The 23,764-nt window shown below is 58.1% G+C and carries 20 protein-coding genes and 1 tRNA gene; 14 read left to right on the top strand and 7 right to left on the bottom strand.

Annotated features, from left to right (window positions below; all coding sequences use genetic code 11):
- Nucleotides 1-194: 194 nt before the first annotated feature.
- Both AC2FLA_RS17410 and AC2FLA_RS17405 read right to left on the bottom strand, forming a co-directional pair.
- On the bottom strand, nucleotides 195-815 hold the full coding sequence (locus AC2FLA_RS17410) for a pyridoxamine 5'-phosphate oxidase family protein (protein ID WP_496723892.1): 621 nt from the start codon (nucleotides 813-815) through the stop codon (nucleotides 195-197).
- 11 nt (nucleotides 816-826) lie between these two features.
- Nucleotides 827-1,291 (bottom strand): nuclear transport factor 2 family protein, encoded by a 465-nt coding sequence (locus tag AC2FLA_RS17405; protein ID WP_496723891.1) that lies wholly within the window; start codon nucleotides 1,289-1,291, stop codon nucleotides 827-829.
- A gap of 301 nt (nucleotides 1,292-1,592) precedes the next feature.
- Between AC2FLA_RS17405 and AC2FLA_RS17400 the strand changes: the two genes are divergently transcribed.
- Together AC2FLA_RS17400 and AC2FLA_RS17395 are read left to right on the top strand one after the other, a co-directional pair.
- The gene (locus AC2FLA_RS17400) at nucleotides 1,593-2,156 is read left to right on the top strand and encodes a TetR/AcrR family transcriptional regulator (RefSeq protein ID WP_496723890.1); all 564 of its coding nucleotides are present in this window, start codon (nucleotides 1,593-1,595) and stop codon (nucleotides 2,154-2,156) included.
- 126 nt (nucleotides 2,157-2,282) lie between these two features.
- A complete protein-coding gene (locus AC2FLA_RS17395) occupies nucleotides 2,283-3,440 on the top strand; it encodes an acyl-CoA dehydrogenase family protein (protein WP_108859173.1) in 1,158 nt (385 codons plus the stop codon).
- 159 nt (nucleotides 3,441-3,599) lie between these two features.
- On the opposite strand, the gene AC2FLA_RS17390 is transcribed toward AC2FLA_RS17395, so the two are convergent.
- Nucleotides 3,600-4,490 carry a LysR substrate-binding domain-containing protein gene (locus tag AC2FLA_RS17390; RefSeq protein ID WP_496723889.1) on the bottom strand — a complete coding sequence of 297 codons (891 nt, stop codon included), beginning with the start codon at nucleotides 4,488-4,490 and terminating at the stop codon, nucleotides 3,600-3,602.
- A 96-nt stretch (nucleotides 4,491-4,586) separates the two neighbouring features.
- Between AC2FLA_RS17390 and AC2FLA_RS17385 the strand changes: the two genes are divergently transcribed.
- The 4 genes from AC2FLA_RS17385 to AC2FLA_RS17370 are packed head-to-tail and all read left to right on the top strand — an operon-like array spanning nucleotide 4,587 to nucleotide 10,312.
- Nucleotides 4,587-5,753 carry a pyridoxal phosphate-dependent aminotransferase gene (locus AC2FLA_RS17385; RefSeq protein WP_496723888.1) on the top strand — a complete coding sequence of 389 codons (1,167 nt, stop codon included), beginning with the start codon at nucleotides 4,587-4,589 and terminating at the stop codon, nucleotides 5,751-5,753.
- A gap of 24 nt (nucleotides 5,754-5,777) precedes the next feature.
- Nucleotides 5,778-7,970 carry a dehydrogenase E1 component subunit alpha/beta gene (locus tag AC2FLA_RS17380; RefSeq protein ID WP_496723887.1) on the top strand — a complete coding sequence of 731 codons (2,193 nt, stop codon included), beginning with the start codon at nucleotides 5,778-5,780 and terminating at the stop codon, nucleotides 7,968-7,970.
- Nucleotides 7,967-9,001 (top strand): ACP S-malonyltransferase, encoded by a 1,035-nt coding sequence (locus AC2FLA_RS17375; RefSeq protein ID WP_496723886.1) that lies wholly within the window; start codon nucleotides 7,967-7,969, stop codon nucleotides 8,999-9,001. The genes AC2FLA_RS17380 and AC2FLA_RS17375 overlap by 4 nt, the downstream gene beginning before the upstream one ends.
- 39 nt (nucleotides 9,002-9,040) lie before the next feature.
- Nucleotides 9,041-10,312 (top strand): NAD(P)/FAD-dependent oxidoreductase, encoded by a 1,272-nt coding sequence (locus tag AC2FLA_RS17370; RefSeq protein WP_496723884.1) that lies wholly within the window; start codon nucleotides 9,041-9,043, stop codon nucleotides 10,310-10,312.
- A 2-nt stretch (nucleotides 10,313-10,314) separates the two neighbouring features.
- Here the strand turns inward: AC2FLA_RS17370 and AC2FLA_RS17365 are convergent, their stop codons facing one another.
- Nucleotides 10,315-11,016 carry an SDR family oxidoreductase gene (locus AC2FLA_RS17365; protein WP_496723882.1) on the bottom strand — a complete coding sequence of 234 codons (702 nt, stop codon included), beginning with the start codon at nucleotides 11,014-11,016 and terminating at the stop codon, nucleotides 10,315-10,317.
- 103 nt (nucleotides 11,017-11,119) lie between these two features.
- On the opposite strand from AC2FLA_RS17365, the gene AC2FLA_RS17360 reads away from it, so the two are divergent.
- Nucleotides 11,120-11,971: a LysR substrate-binding domain-containing protein gene (locus AC2FLA_RS17360; RefSeq protein WP_496723880.1), complete on the top strand. Its 852-nt coding sequence runs from the start codon at nucleotides 11,120-11,122 to the stop codon at nucleotides 11,969-11,971.
- Here AC2FLA_RS17360 and AC2FLA_RS17355 read toward each other — a convergent pair.
- Nucleotides 11,962-12,864, bottom strand: a complete 903-nt coding sequence (locus AC2FLA_RS17355) for a LysR family transcriptional regulator (protein ID WP_496723878.1) — start codon at nucleotides 12,862-12,864, stop codon at nucleotides 11,962-11,964. The genes AC2FLA_RS17360 and AC2FLA_RS17355 overlap by 10 nt on opposite strands.
- 76 nt (nucleotides 12,865-12,940) lie before the next feature.
- Between AC2FLA_RS17355 and AC2FLA_RS17350 the strand changes: the two genes are divergently transcribed.
- The 5 genes from AC2FLA_RS17350 to AC2FLA_RS17330 all read left to right on the top strand — a co-directional run bounded on the left by AC2FLA_RS17350 (nucleotide 12,941) and on the right by AC2FLA_RS17330 (nucleotide 20,118).
- Nucleotides 12,941-16,153: a reductive dehalogenase gene (locus tag AC2FLA_RS17350; RefSeq protein ID WP_496723876.1), complete on the top strand. Its 3,213-nt coding sequence runs from the start codon at nucleotides 12,941-12,943 to the stop codon at nucleotides 16,151-16,153.
- A gap of 129 nt (nucleotides 16,154-16,282) precedes the next feature.
- Nucleotides 16,283-17,149, top strand: coding sequence for an FAD binding domain-containing protein (locus tag AC2FLA_RS17345; RefSeq protein ID WP_496723874.1), 867 nt, complete (start codon nucleotides 16,283-16,285; stop codon nucleotides 17,147-17,149).
- The gene (locus AC2FLA_RS17340; RefSeq protein ID WP_496723872.1) at nucleotides 17,146-17,625 is read left to right on the top strand and encodes a (2Fe-2S)-binding protein; all 480 of its coding nucleotides are present in this window, start codon (nucleotides 17,146-17,148) and stop codon (nucleotides 17,623-17,625) included. The genes AC2FLA_RS17345 and AC2FLA_RS17340 overlap by 4 nt, the downstream gene beginning before the upstream one ends.
- On the top strand, nucleotides 17,625-19,880 hold the full coding sequence (locus AC2FLA_RS17335; RefSeq protein WP_496723870.1) for a xanthine dehydrogenase family protein molybdopterin-binding subunit: 2,256 nt from the start codon (nucleotides 17,625-17,627) through the stop codon (nucleotides 19,878-19,880). The genes AC2FLA_RS17340 and AC2FLA_RS17335 overlap by 1 nt, the downstream gene beginning before the upstream one ends.
- Nucleotides 19,873-20,118: a MoaD/ThiS family protein gene (locus tag AC2FLA_RS17330; RefSeq protein WP_496723868.1), complete on the top strand. Its 246-nt coding sequence runs from the start codon at nucleotides 19,873-19,875 to the stop codon at nucleotides 20,116-20,118. Before AC2FLA_RS17335 ends, AC2FLA_RS17330 begins: the two co-directional genes overlap by 8 nt.
- Here the strand turns inward: AC2FLA_RS17330 and AC2FLA_RS17325 are convergent.
- Nucleotides 20,115-20,822, bottom strand: a complete 708-nt coding sequence (locus AC2FLA_RS17325; RefSeq protein ID WP_496723866.1) for a lysophospholipid acyltransferase family protein — start codon at nucleotides 20,820-20,822, stop codon at nucleotides 20,115-20,117. The genes AC2FLA_RS17330 and AC2FLA_RS17325 overlap by 4 nt on opposite strands.
- A gap of 143 nt (nucleotides 20,823-20,965) precedes the next feature.
- Between AC2FLA_RS17325 and AC2FLA_RS17320 the strand changes: the two genes are divergently transcribed.
- Together AC2FLA_RS17320 and lptF are read left to right on the top strand one after the other, a co-directional pair.
- Nucleotides 20,966-21,041, top strand: a tRNA-Trp gene (locus tag AC2FLA_RS17320).
- A gap of 664 nt (nucleotides 21,042-21,705) precedes the next feature.
- Nucleotides 21,706-22,845 carry an LPS export ABC transporter permease LptF gene (gene lptF / locus AC2FLA_RS17315; RefSeq protein ID WP_496723864.1) on the top strand — a complete coding sequence of 380 codons (1,140 nt, stop codon included), beginning with the start codon at nucleotides 21,706-21,708 and terminating at the stop codon, nucleotides 22,843-22,845.
- On the opposite strand, the gene AC2FLA_RS17310 is transcribed toward lptF, so the two are convergent.
- Nucleotides 22,842-23,672 carry a LysR family transcriptional regulator gene (locus AC2FLA_RS17310; protein ID WP_496723862.1) on the bottom strand — a complete coding sequence of 277 codons (831 nt, stop codon included), beginning with the start codon at nucleotides 23,670-23,672 and terminating at the stop codon, nucleotides 22,842-22,844. The genes lptF and AC2FLA_RS17310 overlap by 4 nt on opposite strands.
- Nucleotides 23,673-23,764: the final 92 nt, after the last annotated feature.

The raw sequence follows: 23,764 nt of genomic DNA, 5'->3' as shown, positions 1-23,764 counted from the left end.
GCAAACATTTCTAACAAGAGAGAGTTGTAGGTTTCCGGCGGCGGCGATCTGACGGCCTCGGGGGAGGCAAAGAACGCGAGCGACACGGCGGCTGTGGTCAGCGCAATGCCTACAAGAATGAAACCGGCCATATTCAATGAAGATCGCGACATGGGCAAAGTCCTGGTTCGAGAGGTTCATCAGGCGCTGTTGGGTCAGGACCGTTTTGCCAGCTCCTGCTTCAACCTGTCGTTTTCGGCCTGAAGTTGCGCCAATTGCTGCCCTAGCGAGTTCAGATGTGGGCGAAGCTCGGCCTCGGTAAAGCGGGGCGTGATGTGGCGCGGGCAGTTCCAATCCAGCGCTTCGACCCGGATGATAACGGCACGTTCAGCCGGGGCATCGGCGCCGTCAGGATATAGGCTGGTTGTGGCATCTTCGCCCTCGGTGAACGCGACCCGGCCAAGGATTTTCAGGCGTCGCCTATTGGCGTAATCCATCAGGATCATTGCAACCCGGTCATTTCCATCCAGGTTACCGCGCGAAATATACTGTTTGTTGCCCGAAAAGTCGGCATAACCGATTGTCTGCGGTCCCAGAACTTTGAGAAACCCGGTTGGTCCGCCACGGTATTGCACATATGGCCAACCCGTTTCGGACACGGTGGATTGATAGAACCCGTCCTGCGCTTCGATAAAGGCCTTTTCAGGCTCGCCGATTTCGTGGCCTTGCTGTGGGCCACTTTCGATGAATTTGGCATAGGTCTTGGCAGACCCCATCCGTTCCTGATGGGCGCGGACAGCGGGGGTGAAGGTCAGTTCGGAAAAGGCGCGGGGCATGGGATGTCCTTTCAAAGTCCCAGATCGGACAGGCCGGGGTGATCGTCGGGGCGGGGGCCTTGCGGCCAGAAAAACAGACGTTCGGTTTCCGCAATCGGCAGGTCGTTCAGCGATGCATGGCGCTCGGCCATTCGACCATCTTCGGCAAATAGCCAGTTTTCGTTGCCATAAGACCGGAACCACTGACCGCTGTCGTCACGCCATTCATAAGCATAACGAACCGCAATGCGGTCACCGGAAAAGGCCCACAGCTCTTTGATCAACCGATAGTCCAGTTCCTTGTGCCACTTGCGTGTCAGAAAGGCATGGATGTCTGCATGGCCGCTTAGGAATTCTGCCCGATTTCTCCACTGGCTGTCTTCGGTATAGGCCGGGGTCACGACATCCGCATCACGTCTGTTCCAGGCGTTTTCCGCCAATCGCACTTTTTGCGTTGCGGTTTCCAGGGTGAACGGGGGCAGAGGAGGACGGTTCATTTGTAGGTCTTTCAAGCCAGAGAAGCTGCCATCAAGGCGATGGTCAAAAGAAGGGGGATGTACTGGTGCGAGAGAGGTCTGGTGCGGGGTCTCATATATTCGCTCCTGAGTTTACTGATCGGTACACTGTGCCCTAAATGTGTACAGATCGGTAACCTTTTTCAAGTGTTGAGTTGGATTTATTTGAACCCACATTTTCGTCTCCTAAGGGGAGTAAGTGAAAACAGCAGGTTAGGCTGCGTCTGTTGCAGCCATCGCCATGGTGCATTATGTACCGATCAGTACATACAGGAGCTGACAGATGCGCCCGAACAAACGTGACGAGCTGGTCCGCAAGGCATTGCAGGTCTTCTATCGTGACGGATTTCACGCCACCGGCATGGACAAGTTGGTGGTCGAGACGGGCGTGTCGAAAACGTCGATGTACAAACATTTCCGTACCAAGGAAGAGCTGATCCTGGCGGCTTTGCAGTTGCGGGATGAGAACTTTCGCAAATGGTTCCTGCAACGGGTAGATGAGCTAGCCGATACACCGGCCGAACGGCTGATCGCCAGTTTCGATGTGCTGGGCGAATGGTTTCAGGAGGACAGCTTTCGCGGATGCATGTTCATCAAGGCGGGCGCAGAGTATCAGGAACAAGATCACCCAATCCATTTGCAGGCAGCCGAACACAAGCATCTGATGCTCGAGTTTCTCACCGATTTGGCCCGCAAGGCAGGCGCACGTGATCCCGAGGCATTGGGATGCCAGCTGCTGCTCTTGCAAGAGGGCGCAATCGTAACGGCCGTCCTAGTAAAAAGTTGCGATCCTGCGCGAGATGCAAAGGCAGCGGCACAGGTTCTGCTGGATAATGCCCTGGTTTGACCGGGTTTAAACCTGTGAACGTAAGGTCTTGTACGAAAAAGACGTTGCGTAGCAATCCGGTGGATGGGTTGGTTTGCGCGGTGCCCAACGCTACCCTTATCGAAATTCGATTTGGGAGAAACCTACATGTCGCTATTCAAGCCTACCGCCAACTGGGTCACTGACGAACATCAGATGTTTGCCGAAATGGCAAACCGGTTCATGGACGACGAACTTGTACCCAATATCGAACGCTGGAACCAAAACGGCATGGTCGATCGCGAATTCTGGAACAAGGCCGGGGATATGGGTCTGATGGCCGGCGCTATTGCCGAGGAATATGGTGGCGTTGGCGGCGGGATTGGATTTGACGCGGTCACGATGTACGGGCAAGCCGCACGCGGTGACTCGGGTTGGGGTTTTGGAATTCAGTCGATTGTTGTCCACTACCTGAACGCCTATGGCAGCGAGGATCAAAAGCACAAATGGCTGCCCCGTCTGGCGTCCGGTGAAATGGTTGGCGCTTTGGCTATGACTGAGCCGGGAACAGGTTCGGACGTTCAGTCCGTTCGTACCACCGCAGACAAGGACGGAAATTCCTATCGCCTGAACGGATCCAAGATCTTTATAACCAACGGACAATCCGCCGATTTGATCCTGGTGGCTGCAAAGACGGATAAATCGCAAGGGTCCAAGGGCGTATCGCTGATCGCAGTAGAAACCGAAGGCGCAGAAGGATTTCGTCGGGGCCGAAACCTCAAGAAACTGGGGATGAAGGCCAACGATACGGCCGAGCTGTTCTTTGAAGACGTCAAGGTTCCGATGACGAACCTGATCGGACCAGAAGAAGGCCAGGGCTTCTATCAGATGATGAAGCAACTGCCCTGGGAACGCCTGACCATCGGTATCATGGCGCTGGGCGCGATCGACTTCGCAATTGCCGAGACAGTGCGTTATACGCAGGAACGCAAAGCTTTTGGTCAGCGCGTTATGGATTTTCAGAACACGCGTTTCAAATTGGCCGAGTGCAAAACCAAAGCCGAAGTTCTGCGCAGTTTCGTCAATGACTGCATCGCACAACTCGAGGCTGGTACATTAGATGCGGCGACGGCTTCTATGGTGAAATACTGGGGTTCAGAAGTGCAGAACGAGATCATGCACGAATGCCTTCAGTTGTTCGGTGGTTACGGGTTCATGATGGAATACCCGATTGCCCGGCTTTATGCGGATGCGCGGGTGCAGATGATCTACGGCGGCACCAATGAGATCATGAAGGAACTGATCGCCCGTTCGCTGGACAAGTAACGCACCCAAAGGGCTCCCGCCTGTCGTCAACATTTTGGGAAAACGTCTCCTCCTGTTGGGCCGGGCAGGTGCGGGCGCAGCCCGCACCTGCCCGGCCCCTCTGCCGTCCGCAGGACGCAAAGCCGGAGACTGTGCCGTGTTTAACTGTGCAGTTTTAGGTCAGAATGGGCCAACCTGACCTTGCAGCCATATCCGAAATGACCGTAGTGGTTCGGACTCAGGTCGTGACTGTGGCCAGACCAGAAAGAATTGCCCAAGACTGATGCGGGGTCCGTTCCATGCGGGAACCAATCTTTTGGTTTTCAGCTCGTCTTCGATCAGATAGCTGGGCAATAGCGCCGCTCCCAGCCCGTGAATCGTGGCCTGCACCATGGTCGAGAACTGATCGAACAGCATTCCCCGCATCCCTGATACGTCACGCCCTTGTGCCGCAAACCATCGCTCCCAAGCGTCCGGTCGAGTCTCTAGATGTAGCAATGGGGCCGTCATCAGCCAGCCCAAGTCCTGCTCCTGATCGGGCAACAGGTCCTGCGCGCAGACCGGAACCACATCTTCACGCATGATCGGCAGGTAGTTGACGCCCGGCCAGTTCTTTTGGCCGAAGTGGATGGCGGCATCAAAATGTTCGGTCTCGAAATCAAACGGCTTGAGGCATGTGCTCAGGTTTACGGTCACTTCGGGGTGGCGACGGGCAAAATCCTGCAGGCGCGGCGCCAGCCAGTGCATTCCAAAGGCGGGCAGGATGGACAGGTTCAGCGACCCGCCTGTTGGGTTGGCCTTCAGTTTCAGTGACGCTTGCGCAATTTGGTTTAGCGCTGCGCGCGCCACCTGAACATAATCTTTCGCGGCGGGGGTCAGGTGCAATCGCATCTGGTTTCGCTGAATGAGCGCGACGCCCAGTTGGTCCTCCATGGACTTCAACTGTCGGCTGATCGCGCTTTGGGTCAATGACAGCTCCTCGGCTGCAGCCGAGGCACTGCCGAGGCGATCAACCGCCTCCAGTGCCAGAAGTGAGGGGATCGAGGGTAGAAACCGACGGGGCGCAATCATATTACAAATCCTCATACCTTTCACACGGAATATCACTGGCAATTGCCGTGCACCAGCCCGATACAGAGGCGTGGAATCCAATGTGGATGTGGATCAATGACCCTAACGACCAGTATTCAAGAGTTTCAGCCCGCCGAACGGTTGGATGGCATTGAGCTGTCAGAGATCGTTCGCATTTCCGAACAGGCCGCGCGCCTTCGCGCGCAGGGTACCGACGTGATTGCGCTCAGCACTGGTGAGCCTGATTTTCCGACCCCGCAGCATGTTGTTGAGGCGGCACACCATGCAGCTTTGAACGGGCAGACGCGATACCCCGCAACGGCAGGAACGCCTGCCTTGCGATCAGCGATTGCGATTGAGGCTGGCGCGCGCCCCGAAAATGTAATCGTTTCGACGGGTGCCAAGCAGGTTTTGTCCTGCGCAATGATGGCATCTCTGAACCCCGGTGATGAAGTGATTATGGCCGCGCCATTCTGGACAAGCTATGCGGATATGGTCAGGTTGGCAGGCGGTGTTCCCGTAGTCGTTAGCTGTCCGGCGACGCAGAAATTCAAACTGACGCCGGATCAGTTGGAGGCCGCGATCACCCCGCGCACGCGTTGGCTACTGCTGAATTCCCCGTCCAATCCAACTGGCGCGGTCTATTCCAAGGCGGAATTGCAGGCGCTGGGCGCAATTTTGCAAAAACACCCTCAGGTCTGGGTGATTTCTGACGAGATCTATCAACACCTATCTTTTGTGCCTTTCACTCCCTTTGTGCAGGCCGTTCCCGAATTGGCGGAACGAACGTTGATCGTAAACGGCGTGTCCAAGGCCTATTCCATGACAGGCTGGCGCATCGGGTGGGGAATTGGCCCTGCTGAGTTGATCAAGGCGATGGTGGCTGTGCAGGGGCAAATCACGTCGGGGGCGTGTTCGATTGCCCAGGCTGCAGCATTGGAGGCCATCACCGGGCCACAAGGCTTGCTGGCAGAACGCCGTCGGGCAATGCGAGCGCGCCGCGATCTGGTTGTCGAAGGGCTAAACGCCGCTGGTCTGGAATGTGCCGTGCCGGATGGCGCGTTTTACGTCTTTCCCAAAACTCATGCGAAAATGGCCACAGACCATGAATTCTGTCGCTTTCTGCTGGATGAGGCGGGTGTGGCGCTGGTGCCGGGGCGTGCGTTTGGTATGCCGGGGCATTTGCGGCTTTCTTTTGCCTATGCCACCGAAAGCCTGCAAGAAGGTATGCGCCGTATCGCGGACGCTACCGTCAAATTGTAAACAAATAACTCCGGAAGGCACCCAATGGATCGCGCCCAGATCGTTCACGAGAATTTCCTGACCCGGGTAGCCAATCGCGACTTTCCCGACGGAGCAAAGCCGCGGCAGGGTCTGAGCAATACCGATGCGGTGTCGCTGTTCCGGTCACAGGTCCTTAGCCGTGCGTTGGACAGGACCAGCCGGGCCATGCAGAAGGCGGGGCAGGGGTTTTACACCATCGGATCATCCGGCCACGAAGGGATGGCCGCCGTGGCGCATACACTCCGCCCGACCGATATCGCATTTCTTCACTACCGGGACGCGGCATTTCAGATCGCGCGGTCGGAACAGGTGCCCGGTCAGCAGATCGCGTGGGACATGCTGCTGAGTTTTGCCTGTTCGAAAGAGGATCCGACCTCGGGCGGGCGGCATAAGGTACTGGGGTCCAAAGCGTTGACGATCCCGCCGCAAACCTCGACGATCGCCAGCCACTTGCCCAAGGCGGTGGGCGCTGCTTATTCGCTAGGCGCAGCGCGGAGACACGATCCTGAACACCGTGAACTGCCCTTGGACGGGATTGCGATGTGTTCCTTCGGGGATGCCTCGGCCAATCATTCTACAGCGCAAGGTGCGATCAACACCGCAGGCTGGACCAGCGTACAGTCGACGCCTCTGCCGCTGTTGTTTGTGTGTGAAGATAACGGGATTGGAATCTCGGTCAAAACGCCAAAAGGCTGGATACAGGCGTCGATGGAGCATCGCCCCGGGATCAAGTATTTTCAGGCCAACGGTCTGGATATCTATGAGACCTTCGCGGTGGCGCAAGACGCCGCCGAGTATGTCCGTACCCGCCGGAAACCGGCCTTCCTGCATCTGAAAACCGTGCGTCTTTACGGCCATGCGGGCGCAGATGTGCCGACCACGTACTTGCCGAAGTCCGAGGTTGAGGCGGACGAGGCCAACGACCCCCTGCTGCACTCGGTGCGCTTGCTGGAACAGGCCGGGGCGTTGGCGCCGGAACAGGCGTTGAAAATCTACGAAGACACCTGCGCCCGTACTGATCGCATCGCGGCGGAGGTCGCAACCCGTCCGCACCTGACCACCGCCTCTGAGGTTATGGCCAGCCTAATCCCGCCAAAACGGGCTTGTAAGCCCACGAACGGTCCCAGCGCCGACGCGCGCGCCAAGGCCTTTGGCGGCGACACGCGGGCAATGGATGATCCGCAACCCATGAGCCGTCTGATCAACTGGGCGCTGACCGATCTGATGCTGGAACACGGCGAGGTCGTCTGCATGGGCGAAGATGTCGGCCGCAAGGGCGGCGTCTATGGCGTGACCCAGAAACTGCATCAACGCTTTGGACCTGATCGGGTAATCGATACGCTGTTGGATGAGCAGTCCATTTTGGGACTGGCCATTGGTATGGGGCATAACGGGTTCATCCCGATCCCCGAAATCCAATTCCTCGCTTATCTGCACAATGCAGAGGATCAGATCAGAGGCGAAGCCGCGACCCTGCCCTTTTTCTCGAACGGGCAGTTCACCAACCCGATGGTTCTACGCATTGCGGGGCTTGGCTATCAGAAAGGGTTCGGCGGTCATTTCCACAACGACAATTCTCTAGCTGTCCTGCGCGATATTCCCGGCGTGATCATTGCCTGTCCATCGACAGGCGCGGATGCGGCGAAGATGCTGCGCGAATGCGTACGGCTGGCGCGCGAAGAACAGCGGGTCGTGGTCTTTCTGGAACCTATTGCGCTTTATCCGATGCGCGATCTGCACGATGCACAGGACGCAGGCTGGATGACGACGTATCCGTCGCCTGACCAGAGTATCGCGCTGGGTGAGGTTGGCGTGCATGGCGAGGGTAAAGATCTGGCCATGGTCACTTATGGAAACGGGCATTACCTGTCGAAACAGGCTCTGCCCGAGTTGGAGGCAGCAGGCGTGAAAACCCGTATCATCGACATTCGCTGGCTGGCACCTCTCCCGGTTGAGGCGCTGCGTCAGGCCACAAAGGGTTGCAAACACGTCCTGATCGTCGACGAATGCCGCGGCACTGGCAGCCAGTCCGAGGCGCTGATGACCTTTTTCACCGAAAACAATCCCTCTACCCCCAGCGCGCGCGTCGTGGCCGAAGATTGTTTTATCGCAACTGGCCCCGCCTATGCCGCTCCGCTGCCATCGAAGGACGGGATTATCACCGCTGCGCTTAAACTGACCGGAGGCCGTTCATGACCCGCACAGCAGTCGTCATCTGCCCTGGTCGGGGTACATACAACAAGCCCGAGCTTGGCTATCTGCATCGCCATCACGCGCAGCAGAATGCGATGTTTCGGGGCTTCGACGCGATACGTGCGGAAGCAGGGCAAGAGGCCGTTACCGCATTGGATGGCGCAGCGCGGTTCACAGTTTCCAAGTATTCAAAAGGCGATATTGCCTCACCGCTCATCTACGCAGCTTCGCTGTCGGACGCGCAATCGCTGGCCGATGATATCGAAGTGGTCGCGGTCACCGGGAACTCGATGGGGTGGTATATTGCGCTGGCCGCTGCCGGGGCGTTGTCGCCTGACCACGGGTTCCGCGTCGTGAACACGATGGGAACACTGATGCAGGATCACCTTATCGGTGGCCAACTGGTTTATCCCTTTATCGGCGACGATTGGGCGGATGACGCTGCCCGCAAGGCAGAGCTGCTGGCGGATGTGAAACGCATCAATGCGATGGACGGTCACGACCTTGCTTTGTCCATTGATCTGGGCGGAATGCTGGTTCTGGCAGGCAATGAGATGGGGCTGAAGGCGTTCGAGGCGTCGCAACCCACCGTGCAGGACCGTTTCCCGATGCGCCTGCCAAACCATGCCGCGTTTCACACATCCTTGCAGGCACCGGTCGCTGCCGAAGGGCGTGCGCGCTTGGGCGCGGACTTGTTCGGACAGCCTGAACGCCCCCTGATCGACGGTCGCGGAAAGATTTGGTGGCCGGGTGCCACGGATACGCAGGCGCTTTGGGATTATACCCTGGGCCACCAAGTGACCGAACCCTATGACTTTACCCGTGCGATCCAGACCGCCGCGCATGAGTTCGCGCCCGATATGTTCATTGTTACCGGCCCCGGCGCGACCTTAGGTGGCGCAGTGGCGCAATCCCTTGTTCTGGCGAATTGGCGTGGCATGGGTAACAAGGCTGATTTTCAAGCGAAACAGGATGCGCAACCCTTCTTGATCGCTATGGGGCGCGAGGATCAAAGAGCGCTTGCAACCGGCTGACACTGCCCTGATGATCCGCGCAATTTCAAGGAGCGCGACGTGAGCGACCATAACAAGTCCCTTTGGCTGAACACATGCCGTGAACATGTCGAACCCAGTGGTTCGACGGGCGATATCACTGTTGATCTGGCGGTGATCGGTGGTGGGTATACCGGCTGTTCTGCGGCCCTGACTGCGGCCAAGGCTGGTGCTTCGGTCTGTCTGCTTGAGGCGCATGACATCGGTCACGGTGGCTCGGGCCGCAATGTAGGGCTGGCGAATGCGGGGCTGTGGTTGCCGCCCGATGAGATTCGCGCGCATCTGGGTGACATGGTCGGTGATCGGCTGATTGACCTCCTGGCTGCTGCCCCGTCAGAGGTGTTCAGCCTGATCGACCAGCATGGGATAGACTGCGAACCTGTGCGCAACGGAACTTTGCACTGTGCGCATTCGGCTGCGGGTCTTCGGGATCTGCAGGTCCGCCATGCGCAACTCAGCGCTGATGGCGCACCGGTTGAGTTGCTTTCTGCGAAACTGACAGCCCAACGCACCGGCAGTGCGGCCTTTGGTGGCGCCCTATTCGATCCGCGCGCCGGAACCATCCAGCCATTGGCATATGTCCGTGGATTGGCCCGTGCCGGGTTCGAGGCTGGCGTGTCGGTTTCCACGCAAGATCCGGTTCAGTCCATGCAGCAGATGGATGGAATCTGGGTGATGAAGACTGCTCGGCGCACAGTGCGCGCCAAATGGGTCATTCAGGCGACCAATGCCTATCACCGTGATCTGACCGCATCGGCCCCCGCTTATGTACCAGTCTATTATTTCCAATATGCCACGGCCCCATTGTCCGACAATCTGCGCGCCAGTGTTTTGCCGGGGGGCGAGGGGTGCTGGGACACAGACCTGATCATGACCTCGTTCCGAATGGATCAAGAGGGGCGGTTTATCATCGGTGCCATGGGTGACTTGGATCAGGCAGCCGGTGGGATTCACAAGAGCTGGATCAAGCGCAAACTGGCTCAGCTATATCCGCAACTGACTGATCAGCCGTTGGTCGAAGGGTGGAATGGCCGCATCGCCATGACGTCGGACCACATCCCGAAGATTACGCAGATCGGTCCCAACGCTCTGTCCGTTCATGGATTTTCGGGGCGTGGAATCGGGCCAGGCACCGTCTTTGGCCGCCTTGTTGCCCAAAGTCTGTTGCAGGACGACCCAAGCCTTTTGCCGGTGCCCGCGGTCCCAGAGTATCAGGAAAAGTGGATAGGGCTACGCCGCGCCTATTTTGAAACCGGCGCGGCGCTGACCCATTTTGTCAAAGCGCGGTTCTGACCTCAGACCGCGCGGGTGATGCCGCCATCAACCCGGATGTTTTGACCGGTGATATAGCCGCCGCCCTCTGATGCAAGCATCGCCACGACCGAGGCGATCTCGTCATAGCTGCGTCCATAGCGGCCCATCGGGATGCGCGCGCGGAATTCCTCTTTCTCTGGCAGGCTGTCGATGAACCCTGGCAAGACGTTGTTCATCCGGATGTTGTCAGCCGCGTAATGATCCGAGAACAGCTTGGTGAAAGCGGCCAAACCTGCGCGGAACACGCCCGAGGTTGGGAAGACAGGGTCGGGCTCGAATGCGGCGAAGGTTGAAATGTTTATGATCGATCCACCACCTTGCTTCTGCATAATTGGTGTCACCAGCCGGGTCGGTCTGACGGCGTTCAGGAAATAGACGTCCATTCCGGTGTGCCAATCCTCGTCCGTCAGCTCCAGCACTGGCGCGCGCGGTCCGTGACCGGCCGAGTTGACCAGCACGTCGATGCGCCCCCAATGAGTCATCGCGGTATCGACCAGTTTTTGCAGATCATCCGTCGACTGGTTTGACCCGGTCACACCAACGCCACCCAGTTCGTGCGCCAGTGCCTCACCCTTGCCAGAAGACGACAGGATGCCGACCTTAAATCCATCTGCGGCCAGACGTCGGGCTGAATCCGCACCCATTCCGCTGCCGCCTGCTGTTATCAGCGCCACTTTGGTCATGTGATTTCTCCATTCATTGATGGCATGAAGATGCGCTTTGGCGATCTGATTGACCAATCAGTTCTGCTGGCCTTATGGTGTAGAAAAACTACAGGATGCTACGATGGCGGCTCTTCCCCCTCTGAACGCTTTGCGGGCCTTCGAAGCTTCGGCGCGGCATCTGAACTTTCGCTTGGCTGCCGAGGACCTGGGCGTCACCCAAGGTGCTGTCGCGCAACAGGTGCGCGGGCTTGAGGCACGATTGGCTGTGACGCTCTTTGACCGCTTGCCACGTGGCCTTGCGCTGACCGAGGCCGGGCGCAGGTTCCATGCGCCCTTGCGCCGGGCCTTCCGACTGATCGAAGAGGCCGTCGAGGATCTTTCTGGGGACAGACAAATTACTATCTCAGTCACGCCCAGCTTTGCCTCGAAATGGCTGGTTCCCCGTCTTCAGGACTTTACGCGGCACCACCCTGATATTGCCGTGCAGGTCGACGCGCGGGAACGGCTGGCGGATTTCCAGGGGGACGGTGTCGACATTGCTGTTCGGCAAGGGCGCGCGCCTTTTGGGCCGGGGGTGGTCGCAGTGCCTCTGTTTTCTACAACATTCGTTCCGGTTTGCGGTCCTGAGATGGCGGCCAGGATTGCGCATCCTGCTGACCTGACAAAGCACACTCTGTTAAATGACACCCATGGGCTGTGGCCTTTGTTTCTGCAGCGGGCAGGGATCACCGGCAAGCCGAAGATGATGAGTTTCAGCCAGACCAGCCTTGCCATCGACGCAGCCGTGTCGGGGCAGGGTGTTGCGCTCGCTAACGAACCGCTTGTTTCTGCCCAGTTGGCCGCCGGTCAGTTGGTGCGCCCGATCCCGGACGAGCTGGTCGAGGACTTGGGCTTTTACATCGTGACACCCAAACAGCCACGTCAACCCGCGCTGGTCGCAGTGATGAAAGACTGGTTGCTGTCTCAATCCTGAAGCGTCGCTGCGATGGCTTCGATCCTATCTCGCAACCAGCGATGTGCCGGGTCGTTGGAAGATCTTTGGTGCCAGACCATGTAGATCGAGACAGGGTCGCACGCGAAGGGCAGAGGCGCACAATCCAACGCATGTAGTGGCCCGTGTTTCATCAACGCGGTATCGGTGGAAATCAGGTCGCCGCCTTTCACAAATGAGGTAATGGCATTGAAATGCGGCAGGGTAACCGTAGGTGGCCTGATCTGGTTTTGATCGACACCCCGCATAACAGCACGCGAGCTGCGGCCATCCGCAAAGCGCACTTCGACATGTTCGGTTTCACAATAGGTTTCCCAACTGTCCGGAGGAGATCGTCGCGTGCCATCATAGTAGATCATCAACGGGCTGCTGAGGATGCGCTTTTGAAAGATGTCCGGTCCATCCGGCGGCAAAGGCGTCAGCATCAATTGACACCGATCGCTGCGCAGCAGCTCGGGGACTGGAACACCTGAGGGGATAAACCCCAACCCCAGCCGCACGCCTTCGACCCGAACCTTTTGCAGCAATTGCGGGAAAATCAACTCCCTCGGCATGTCATTTGTGGCGATGTGAAAGATCATCTCTTCGGATTGGGGGTCGAATGGGCGGTCCTCGGTCAGCGCGTGCATATTGTCCAGAACTTGCTGCACAGGGTCTTTCAGGGACAAGGCGCGCTCAGTAGGGGTCAGACCCTGCCCTGATCTGATGAATAACGGATCGCCCAGAACCAACCGAAGTTTGGACAGGGTGTGGCTGATGGCCGATTGTGTCACGCCAAGCCGATCTGCGGCCTTGGACACTGAATTTTCTTCGAGAATGGTCAGAAAGACCCTCAGGACTTTGCCGTCCAGATCCATGAAATCAATTTTGCTCATACCGCTTATGATTATTCATGAATGGATTTACTGTCCACGCCACATTAGGTGAGACTTAGAAATCAGGAGGCGCACGATGGGGATCCGCTTTTTCTCGGACAAGAACCGGCCGGTCCACATGGGGCCTTATCCGTTAGAGCGGTTGGCACGTCAGAGCGTTGTACCGGACCTGTCTGCCGCGCAGCCGATGCCCGTGCTCAGTTTTCACCGGCCGGATCAGCCTGAAAGCATCGTCAACGCCATGGGTGAGTTTCAGGCGATGATGGACGCTATTCGTGATGGATTCGTGAATGCAGTGCCCTCTGAAATCCCGGCTGATCCGAGCGCGCGTACGCATCACCTAAAGGCCTTTGGCTATTTCAATGACGCGTCGATGATGGGGTGTGGGCCTTTGCCTGCCGAGGCGATGCTGCCCCAGCCGCGTCATAACCCCGACATAGATCGTCTGGCCCATGCGCTGAAGACCCGGCAGACCAAGACGCTGGCGTCGGGTATTGATGTCATCATGGCTGACCTGAAAGAAAGCATGGAGGCCGCGCCCAAGCCGATGGACACCCACCGCCACGCCATCGTCTTTGTCTATGAACACAACCGTGATCCGAACCCGGATGAGCCCGGCTCTGATTGGATTATGGACGCGCAGGATCACCGTTCTTGTTTGCTGGCGACCGAAAACGCGGTGGTGATTGCCAATTATATCCGGTTGTTGGGGTTCGATGCGCGGGCGCATACCGCGATGTCCTCTGAGGTTGATCTGGGCAAGCTGGCGGTGGCGGCTGGTTTGGCCTCGGTCGAGGGTGGCGATGTCGTTGTGCCGTGGCTAGGCAAACGGTTTGGTCTGGCAGCTGTTACAACCGAGATGGAGATTGCGCATGATCGACCCCTGGGATCCATGGCGCAGCAACCGTGGTTTCGCACTCAGGGTCCGGCGTGGTGGCTGGGAACGGGGTTCGCCAAGAACGCGCTGAACCGGGATGCTTACGCCAAACGACGCTACGTGGACGGGGCGCATCCGTTCGAGAAGCTAAAGCGCGTCGAGGACCCGACGACCTACATCGACGAAGAAAACGTGGCCCGCGTTCCCAAACGCGCCGACATGTTTGCCCGCGCACAATTCGGGGATATGGGCAAACCGCTGCAAGATGCAGCCAGGGGGGGGCACTATGTGCGCAAGGCCGCCCCCAGTTTCGCGCAACGCCGTTCACTGGGCGCATTTGTGCTATTGCAGGATGGCGACAGCGCAGATGGCTTGCGCCCGACCGATGCCGCCCGAAATGCCGCGAATATCAAGGCCGCGACCTATTTCATTGGGGGCGATGCCGTGGGCCTCAGCCGTTGTCCGGAATGGGCGTGGTACTCTCACGATGCGACCGGAGAAGAGATCAACCCGACCCACGATCAGGCCATCAGCATGATCATCGACCAGGGCTATGAAACGATGGAGGGGTCCAGCGGCGATGACTGGATCGCAGTTGCCCAGTCGATGCGCGCTTATCTGCGGTTTTCGCTACTGGGCGGTGTAATCGCGCAGCAGATCCGCAACCTCGGTTACAAAGCCAAGGCGCATACGGTCATGGATGGCGAGGTGCTTCAGCCGCCGCTTTTGCTGCTGTCCGGATTGGGCGAGGTCAGCCGGATTGGCGAGGTCATCCTGAACCCCTACCTTGGTCCAAGGCTCAAGTCCGGCGCGGTGACAACCGATATGCCGATGGAGCACGACAAACCGATTGATTTTGGCCTGCAGACTTTCTGCGAAAGCTGCAACAAATGCGCGCGCGAATGCCCTTCGGGGGCAATCACCGCGGGGCCGAAACTCATGTTCAACGGTTATGAGATCTGGAAATCCGACAGCCAGAAATGCGCGACCTATCGTGTGACCACACCCGGCGGTGCGATGTGTGGGCGTTGCATGAAGACTTGCCCGTGGAACCTTGAGGGTATCTTCAAGGACCGCCCATTCCGTTGGGCCGCGATGAACATCCCGAAAGCCGCGCCGGCATTGGCGAAACTGGACGATGCCGTGGGTAATGGAGGTTTGAACGACACCAAGAAATGGTGGTGGGATATCGAATTGCAGGCGGATGGAGCTTACCGCCCGACGAAACATCCGCTGAACCGGCGTGACCTTCAAACGGATCTGGACCTGCAGTTCGAAGATCAGACCTTAGCCGTCTATCCTGCCTATCTGGCCCCCCATCCGTGGCCATATCCCTTTGCGATGGACCGCGAGGCCGGGATTGCAGCCTATCAGGCGATGGTGTCAGCCGAAGAATACAAAAATCGCAAGGCAGCAGGGGATACGTCGATCGTGCATCGTTACTCGATCGCGGGCGATGCGCCGGTGATGCGGGTTGCGTTGACCAAAGTCGACAAGATGACGGCGGATGTGACCAAGTATGAATTCTCGGCCCTGAATGGTGCGCCTTTACCGGATTGGACCGCCGGGGCGCATCTGGATGTGCTGGTCGCTCCTGAGTTTCTGCGTCAGTATTCTATGTCGGGGGACCCATCGGACGGGTCAGTCTATCAGATCGGCGTTCTGCGCGAGGATGAAGGACGCGGCGGTTCGGCCCTGTTGCATCGAATCTTCAGCGAGGGGCGCAAGGTCTTCATCTCTAAACCGATCAACCATTTCGAACTGGATGAAACCGCAACAAAGACCTTCCTGATGGGTGGTGGGATCGGCATCACCCCGATGATTGCATTTGCTCATCGGTTGCATGCGCTCGGCAAGCCGTTCGCGCTGCACTATTCCGCCAGCACCCGCGCTGGGGCCGGGTACTTGGACGATCTGGCGGCGATGCCCTGGGCCGACCACGTGCATTTTCATTTCTCGGATGAAGGAACGCGCGCCGATCTGGATGCAGTCCTGTCGGGGTATCAGGAAGGGTGGCACGTCTATACCTGCGGACCGGATCGCTACATGGACGGTGTCATACAAGCGGCCGACCGGCAGGGATTTCCCGAAGAGGCGCGGCACCTGGAGTATTTCTCAGTCCCCGAACAGCCGGAATATGAAAATCACTCCTTCACATTGAAGCTGGCGAAGTCGGGTAGGGAACTGACCGTCCCCGAAGACAAAGATGCCGCTCAGGTATTGAACGAGGCGGGTATTCATGTGGATGTGAAATGCGCCGACGGTATATGTGGCGTCTGCAAATGTGGTGTGGTTTCCGGCGATATCGAGCACCGTGATTTCGTTCTGTCCAACAAACAGCGCGAGGGTGCGATTATTTTGTGTCAAAGCCGCGCGGCTGAACCTGACGGTGTGATTGAACTCGACCTCTGATCGGAGGTCTGAAAACGACTTCGATAAACACAAAAATTGGTCGTTCCAGCCATGGACGCCGTGGGGCTGCTGCACTAACGTCCCCCGCGAACCCCAGTGAATCCTGATCAACAGGTGCGAGGTATTTTCATGGATTATCACAGCCCCGCCAACTTTGCCGAGGCGTCGGCTCTGGCCGCGAATGCGACGGGCATTACCCGGTTTCTGGCAGGAGGCACCGATGTTCTGGTGCAACTGCGGTCAGAGTTGGTGACACCCGATACGCTGATCGACATCAAAAAGATTGAGGGCGTCAGCGACATCACCAAAAATGCCAACGGCAGCTGGACGATTGGCGTCGCCGCCACCGGTGCCGAGATGAGCGAACATTCCGAATTGGGCGGCGATTGGCCCGGCGTGGTCGAGGCGATGGACTTGATCGGTTCGACCCAAGTGCAGGGTCGCGCAACGCTGACCGGGAACCTGTGCAATGGCTCTCCTGCGGCGGATTCTGTGCCTGCTATGGTCGCCGCCGGAGTGACCGTTACTGTCACAGGACCCGAGGGTGATCGCGACGTTGCTGTCGAAGAAATTCCGACCGGCCCCGGCAAAACGTCGTTGGCCAAGGGTGAGCTGGTCTCGGCAGTGAATATCCCTGCGCGAGGTGACAACGGTGGCGACGCCTATCTGCGGTTCATACCGCGGACCGAAATGGACATTGCCGTCGTTGGCGTGGGTGTAAACCTTCGTTTGGACGGCGACACTGTCACCGAAGCCCGCGTGTCGCTGGGTGCTGTCGCCCCGACCGTTCTGCTGGTCGAAGACTGTGCCAAGGCCATCGTCGGCAGCACACTGGACGAGGTCGCGCTTGATGCTCTGGCTGCCGCCGCATCTGCTGCGTGCAACCCGATTGACGACAAGCGCGGCACCATCGCGTTCCGTACCGAGGTCGCTGGCGTTCTGGCCAAGCGCGCCGCGAAAATCGCCTATGCCCGTGCGAAGGGAGAACAAGCATGAGCAAGTTCCACGTATCTACCACCGTAAATGGCGACGCTGTCGAATACCTGTGCGATCCGCGGGAGACCCTGCTGGACTGTTTGCGCGACAAACTGAACCTGACCGGCGCGAAAGAGGGCTGCGGGACCGGTGACTGCGGTGCTTGCTCGGTTTCAGTTGATGGCCGGTTGGTCTGCTCATGCCTGATGCTGGGGGTTGAAGCGGATGGTAAGCAGATCGAAACGGTTGAGGGCATCGCAGATGGCGATGCTCTGCACCCGCTGCAGCAGAAGTTCATCGAACACGCCGCGCTTCAGTGCGGCATCTGCACACCGGGTATTCTGGTCGCGGCCAAGTCGCTGCTGGAAAAGAACCCTAACCCGACCGAAGAGGAAGCCCGGTATTGGCTGGCAGGTAACCTGTGCCGCTGCACCGGTTATGACAAGATCATTCGTGCCGTCATGGAAACGGCAGAAGAACTGCGGGAGGCTTCGTAATGGCACTCGACGATCGCAAATCGGAATTCACATTTGTTGGCACGCGCCCGAACCGTCCCGACGGTTTGGACAAAGTCACGGGCCGGGCGAAATTCGGGGCGGATATTTCGGCACCGGGCATGCTGCATGGTGCGATCCTGCGCTCACCCCATGCCCATGCGCGGATCGTGAAAATCGACGCTTCGAAGGCCGAGGCGCATAAGGACGTCAAAGCCGTCGTGACTCGTGCGGACTTTGCTGACGTCCCGTTCAAACCGGGACTGGAGGGCGAATTCTGGAATGTTCTAGAAAACGTCATGGCAGGCGAAAAGGCACTGTATGACGGCCACGCCGTAGCGGCCATTGCGGCCACTTCGGCGCTGGCAGCGCGCGATGCGCTCAAGCTGATCGAGGTCGAATACGAGGTGTTGCCCCACGTCACCGATGTGGACAAGGCGATGGCCTCGGATGCTCCGGTCATTCGCGAAGGTGCCGCGGACTATTCGGTTCCCGAGGGCATGCACCCCAATGTCGTGCGGTACCACGAAAGCGGTCATGGCGATGTCGAGGCCGGCTTTGCCGAAGCTGATCTGATCATCGAAGACAGCTTTGTCACCGAGGCGACCCATCAGGGTTACATCGAGCCGCACGCTTGTTTGGGTATGTTGGGCAACGATGGCAAGGGTGAGCTGTGGTGCACGACCCAGGGTCACTGGATCGCGCAGAAAACCTGTGCGGCGCTGTTGGGGATTGAGACCGCACAGCTGCGCGTAACAGCATCCGAAATTGGCGGCGGCTTTGGCGGCAAGACGACCGTCTTTATCGAACCCGTTGCGCTGGCGCTGAGCCGCAAGGCCAACCGCCCGGTCAAACTCGTGATGACCCGGTCCGAGGTGTTCCGGGCAACCGGCCCCACTTCGTCGGCGTCGATGGACATCAAGATCGGCATGAAGAAGGACGGTACCATCTCGGCCGCGCAGGGCGTGTTCCGCCTGCAGGGCGGCGCGTTTCCGGGTGCGCCGGGCGATATGACCGCCATGTGTGCCTTTGCGCCTTACAGTCTGACCAACGTCAAACAGGTCGGCTATGACGTTATGGCCAACCGTCCAAAACAGGCTGCCTATCGCGCGCCAGGGGCCCCAATGGGGGCATTCGCCGTCGAGTCGGTGATTGATGAACTGTGCAAAAAGCTGGACCTCGATCCAGTCGATGTACGCCTGAAAAATGCGGCGCATGAGGGCACCACGGCCAGCTATGGTCCCCGGTATGAACGCATCGGTCTGGTGGAGACGCTGGAAGCCGCCAAGGCGCATCCGCACTATTCAGCGCCGCTGAAACCGGGGCAGGGACGCGGGATTTCCTGTGGGTTCTGGTTCAACCACGGTGGAGAGACTTCGGTGTCTCTGTCCCTATCCGAAGATGGCTCGGTCCAGTTGATGGTCGGTACGCCCGATATCGGCGGTTCGCGGGCGTCTATGGCGCTGATGGCGGCTGAGGTTCTGGGCATTCCGTACGAGAATATCCGTGTCACCATCGCCGACACAGCGACGCTTGGGTACAACGACGTCAGCCACGGCTCTCGCGTGACCTACGCCTCCGGTCTGGCCACCATCAAAGCAGCCAATCACGCGGTCGAAAAACTGTGCGAACGCGCCGCGGCCAGCTGGGGAATTCCGACCGACGCGGTGAAATGGGAAAACGGCTGTGCGGTGCCCTCTGGCCCCAATGCCGGTGACTTCGATCCGCGCCCGCTGGCCGATATCACGGCCCATATGGGTTCGACCGGCGGTCCGATCTCGGGCCACTTTGAGGCGACCCCGGAAGGCGCGGGCGTGTCCTTTGGTACCCATATCGTCGATGCCGAGGTCGATCCGGAAACCGGGAAGACCGCGATCACCCGCTACACGGTTATTCAGGATGCCGGTAAGGCCATCCATCCGACCTATGTGGAAGGCCAGTATCAGGGCGGCGCGGCGCAAGGCATCGGCTGGGCGCTGAACGAGGAATACATCTATGGCGAGGATGGCCGCCTGCAGAACTCGATCTTCCTTGATTACCGTATTCCCGTCGCCAGCGACCTGCCGATGATCGACACGGTGATCGTCGAAGTGCCAAACCCCGGCCACCCATTCGGTGTGCGTGGCGTCGGCGAGACCGGCATCGTGCCGCCCTTGGCTGCCATTGCCAACGCCGTGTCGCACGCGGCTGGCGTACGTATGCGGCAACTGCCAATGTCACCGCCGCGTATTCTGGCCGCGCTGAAGGACAATGGTTGAGGTCCACCTCTGGTCCGGCCTCCGGTCTTTGACCGGGGGCCAGCAGGTGGTCGAGGTTGAGGCCAAAACCACCGGCGATCTATTGCGGGAACTGGTGAAGCTACACCCGCAACTTCAGGCTCCGATTGATGCCGGCGTATCAATCGCCATTAATGGGCGCGTCATCGCCAGCGGATTAACCGAGCCGATCCCTGAGGGCAGCGAGATTTACCTGATGCAACGTTTGCGGGGCGGTTAAGCCTCTGGAGACCACGGTTCACGTCCGACCATACGGTCGGCCTCGGCGGTGATGTCGTTCATGTGCTGTTCAAGGCTTTGCCGCAGCTCTTCGATTTGCTCTTCTGATGCTTTGCGTGGCACGGTTTCAGTCCACTCGCGGCACAGAAAAACTCCCCTATTACGCCAGGGGCGGGGCATCAACAGGCGATCCCATGTACCCGCTTCGCTGCCATATTGTGCGGAATAGGTGATCCCGAAGATCCGTTTGCCCGAGGTGCGCGCCCAGACCAGTGGCACCGTGGACAGCACACGCTCGGGGCCGCGTGGTCCGTCGGCGGCGATGCCGATGGAAATCCCTTTCTTAATCTTGCCGATCACCTCTCGCGAAACGGCAACGTTGCTCTTGTGTTTGCTGGCCATGGCGATGGTGTCCATGCCGAATAGTTTCTGCACCCGACCTACCATGCTGCCTGCTCGTGCAGACGACGTGATCGAGCAGATGCGCCCTTTGTCCAGAGGGAAGAAATACGGGGACTGCGCCAGCCGCTGATGCCACAGCACCACGATTACTGGCTCACCTTGTTCGGCCAGTTGGTCCAGTTCTTCGTATCCGATGCGCTGCCACTTGGTGTTGCGATTGACTAACCGGATGTAACTCGCGATGCGGCGCGCGGCCCAGTTTAGAACGGCTTCGCTGTTGGCGATACTTTTGCGGATACTCACGGATTGCGCCCCTCGTACTGACCAAAACGTGTCTTATAGAACTAAACGCTGCACGCAACTTGTTTGTCAGGTGCATTAGTCGCGCGGAATTTGAAAAAGCCTCTTGAGTCCGCTGCGCGGCTGGCATATTTGATGCGCACCTTAGGGGTATAGCTCAGTTGGTAGAGCGACGGTCTCCAAAACCGTAGGTCGCGGGTTCGAACCCTGCTGCCCCTGCCATTTCCTCATTGATCTGCGGCCGTTTCATCGTAAAGAACGAAACCCAAGCTAGTTATCTTGCAATAATCTGGTGTGTAATCTGAGGCTGTAGGGACCTGGACCCGAGGCGCGATTCCCAACTTTTCGAACAACGCCACTGCCAGGCATTGATTGCTAGAAAAATATGAACTCGTCGACCGAGAGCATACTGACCAACCGAACGTTGTTCGAGTCCTGGTCCGAAGGCGACTTTGTGATGACGTCTTCAAAGTTCGGCCCGTACAGTCTCATAAGCCGAGTTCGCTCCATTTCGCGAAGCAAATAGAACAGCCCTCCGCGTTTGCCCTTTAGGGACTCTGGCACGGTGAGCGTTGCGACGCTCGTAGAATATATTGACTGCTGCTCTATTTTAGCCACCGGCATTAGCCTTCATTTTGGTGACCGTAGCAACTGAAAGGAAATATGGCAAATATGTGGCGCGGAATTCTTTGCTGGTGTTGTTTACGAGAAATTTGAGACCCGAGGGGTTTCTAAAAGCGGCTGTGTTGAACCTGGAGCCTCGAGGAGATTAACCTTGGTTTAGCTATGCGTCGGGCCAGGTGCCGCGCAATTCGATCAATCCGGTTTCCTACGTCTTTGGAATGACCTATGGTCCTGCCCACAACAGACAGGCGGAAGAGGGTTCATGTCGCGTTTTGATGGTTACTTCCTGCGGCAGCTGCTGATTCTGTTCGGCTTTTTCACCCTGGTTCTGGTGGGGGTGTTTTGGATTACCCGTTCCGTTAGCCTGTTCGATCGCGTGATCAGCGGTGGCCAACCCGCGATGGTGTTTCTGGAATTCACCGCACTGACCCTGCCAACCCTGATCCGTACAGTGATGCCAATGGCGGTGTTTGCCGCAGCCGTTTATGCCACCAATCGCCTGAGCCGTGAAAGCGAGATGACGGTGATGCTGGCCACCGGGACCAGCCCCTGGAGATTGGCGCGCGCAGTGTTCGTATTTGGCATCGCAACCGGCCTGATGATGGCCGCGATCAGCGTCTTCCTGCGCCCCGCGTCCGTTGAACAGTTGGAACAGCGTCAAGCCGAGGTCGCAGGGGATGTCACCGCCCAGCTTTTGAATGAGGGCGAATTTTTGCACCCCGCGCAAGGCGTTACGGTTTATATTGGGAAAATTGATCTGGATGGCACGCTGTCCGAGGTTTTTGTCTCGGATCGTCGGGATGAAGAGAGCCCGGTAAGCTATTCCAGCAAGACGGCTTATCTGGTCAACAATGGTTCCGGCATTCATCTGGTGATGGTGGACGGGATCGCATTGCGCCTGAATCCAGAAGGCAGGACGCTGTCTTCGACGCTTTTTGCGGATGCTTCTTATGACATCTCGGAACTGACAAATTCAGACACCAACGCCATGCGCAGTCTTGAGGCGATCCCAACGCTCGAGCTTTTGCAGGGCCGGGATAGTATTCTGGCGACCGAACAGTTCTCGGAAGGGGAACTGATCGAAGAGCTGCATCAGCGTTTTTCATGGATCGCCATTTGTATCGCGGTGGCGATGGCTGGTTTTTCAACGTTGATGCTGGGCAGTTTTTCGCGCTTTGGCCTGTGGCCGCAGATATTCGGAGCTTTCACGATTTTGGTCCTGTTGGAGGGGGTCAGGGGTTTTGTGTCGCCGGTCGTGATTGATGATCCAAACCTGTGGATTTTGCTTTATCTTCCGGCGATTGTCGGCGTCTTGATTTCATGCGTGTTCCTGTTGATCGCCGGGCGGCCATTGCTGCGCACCCGATCACGGGAGGCGAATGGAACCTTGTCTCAAGCTTAATCCGCCGCACGCAGCTCGGTCAGACAGGCCACCACGTCGTCGAAGGCCTCGCTGCCCCTTCGGGTCACCAGATAAAGCGGCAACATCAGGTCTATCGCTTCGGCAGCCGGCACCAAGGTGCCTTCGTTCAATTGATCCCGAATAACATATTCGGGGAAATACCCCGTGCCGCCGCGCTGCAAAACATAGCGCAGGCCCATCATGCAATTGCCCAAGAAAAGCGTCTGTCCTGCCGCTTTGCGCGCTGCTGACCGCACGTGGTCCTGATAAACTTCGCCTAACTCGAGGTTGACGAAAACCGGGTCTTTGCCGGCGTCCTGGGTTTCGACCAACAACAAACGTTCAGGCGCCAGTTCGTGATATAGAACGCGCCGGTCAGATGGTTTTTCGTGGGTCAGTGCGGCATCCAATACATGCGTCGCCACGGCCTCGACCATGTTGAGGTCATGATCGTAGTTCAGGGTTAGCAATAGCTGGCCATGGCGCTGTTCATATCGAACGGCCAGATCGACCAGCAATGGATCCCAAACGCTGAGCTGTGCACCAAGGCGAAGGGCGATCCGGTGCGGTGTCTGCCCCGGTAGGTCACGAGAGGCGAAGGACCACAATGACAACATCTGCTCGGCATAGGGTCTAAACTGCCGTCCGAATTCTGTCAGGTTGGTGCCGCCTGCGCCTCGAGTGAACAAGGGCTTTCCGGTTTCCTCTTCGATCAGTTTGATACGGGCGCTGACCGCGGTCTGTGTGATGTTGAGGTGTCGCGCAGCGGCATGGAAGCCACCGGTGTCTGCAACGCACAGAAATGTCTCAAGAGCTTTGATTTGCATGTCGAAAGTATTTTTTGATCGAAGTGATAAAATCAATTCATTTTTTTCAGCTGTTGCCTTCGGATATGCTGGCCGTAGCAGATCAGCCAGAG

The organism is Ruegeria sp. CDSA033 (assembly GCF_059612305.1).
Note: the sequence above shows the minus strand (reverse complement) of the source record. Positions and strands in the feature narration are given on the sequence as shown.

Excerpts from the sequence above, each read along its gene's own strand:
- AC2FLA_RS17410 (WP_496723892.1), bottom strand. The coding sequence starts at position 815 with ATGCCCCGCGCCTTTTCCGAACTGACCTTCACCCCCGCTGTCCGCGCC.
- AC2FLA_RS17405 (WP_496723891.1), bottom strand. The coding sequence starts at position 1,291 with ATGAACCGTCCTCCTCTGCCCCCGTTCACCCTGGAAACCGCAACGCAA.
- AC2FLA_RS17400 (WP_496723890.1), top strand. The coding sequence starts at position 1,593 with ATGCGCCCGAACAAACGTGACGAGCTGGTCCGCAAGGCATTGCAGGTC.
- AC2FLA_RS17395 (WP_108859173.1), top strand. The coding sequence starts at position 2,283 with ATGTCGCTATTCAAGCCTACCGCCAACTGGGTCACTGACGAACATCAG.
- AC2FLA_RS17390 (WP_496723889.1), bottom strand. The coding sequence starts at position 4,490 with ATGATTGCGCCCCGTCGGTTTCTACCCTCGATCCCCTCACTTCTGGCA.
- AC2FLA_RS17385 (WP_496723888.1), top strand. The coding sequence starts at position 4,587 with ATGACCCTAACGACCAGTATTCAAGAGTTTCAGCCCGCCGAACGGTTG.
- AC2FLA_RS17380 (WP_496723887.1), top strand. The coding sequence starts at position 5,778 with ATGGATCGCGCCCAGATCGTTCACGAGAATTTCCTGACCCGGGTAGCC.
- AC2FLA_RS17375 (WP_496723886.1), top strand. The coding sequence starts at position 7,967 with ATGACCCGCACAGCAGTCGTCATCTGCCCTGGTCGGGGTACATACAAC.
- AC2FLA_RS17365 (WP_496723882.1), bottom strand. The coding sequence starts at position 11,016 with ATGACCAAAGTGGCGCTGATAACAGCAGGCGGCAGCGGAATGGGTGCG.
- AC2FLA_RS17360 (WP_496723880.1), top strand. The coding sequence starts at position 11,120 with ATGGCGGCTCTTCCCCCTCTGAACGCTTTGCGGGCCTTCGAAGCTTCG.
- AC2FLA_RS17355 (WP_496723878.1), bottom strand. The coding sequence starts at position 12,864 with ATGAGCAAAATTGATTTCATGGATCTGGACGGCAAAGTCCTGAGGGTC.
- AC2FLA_RS17350 (WP_496723876.1), top strand. The coding sequence starts at position 12,941 with ATGGGGATCCGCTTTTTCTCGGACAAGAACCGGCCGGTCCACATGGGG.
- AC2FLA_RS17345 (WP_496723874.1), top strand. The coding sequence starts at position 16,283 with ATGGATTATCACAGCCCCGCCAACTTTGCCGAGGCGTCGGCTCTGGCC.
- AC2FLA_RS17340 (WP_496723872.1), top strand. The coding sequence starts at position 17,146 with ATGAGCAAGTTCCACGTATCTACCACCGTAAATGGCGACGCTGTCGAA.
- AC2FLA_RS17335 (WP_496723870.1), top strand. The coding sequence starts at position 17,625 with ATGGCACTCGACGATCGCAAATCGGAATTCACATTTGTTGGCACGCGC.
- AC2FLA_RS17330 (WP_496723868.1), top strand. The coding sequence starts at position 19,873 with ATGGTTGAGGTCCACCTCTGGTCCGGCCTCCGGTCTTTGACCGGGGGC.
- lptF (WP_496723864.1), top strand. The coding sequence starts at position 21,706 with ATGTCGCGTTTTGATGGTTACTTCCTGCGGCAGCTGCTGATTCTGTTC.
- AC2FLA_RS17310 (WP_496723862.1), bottom strand. The coding sequence starts at position 23,672 with ATGCAAATCAAAGCTCTTGAGACATTTCTGTGCGTTGCAGACACCGGT.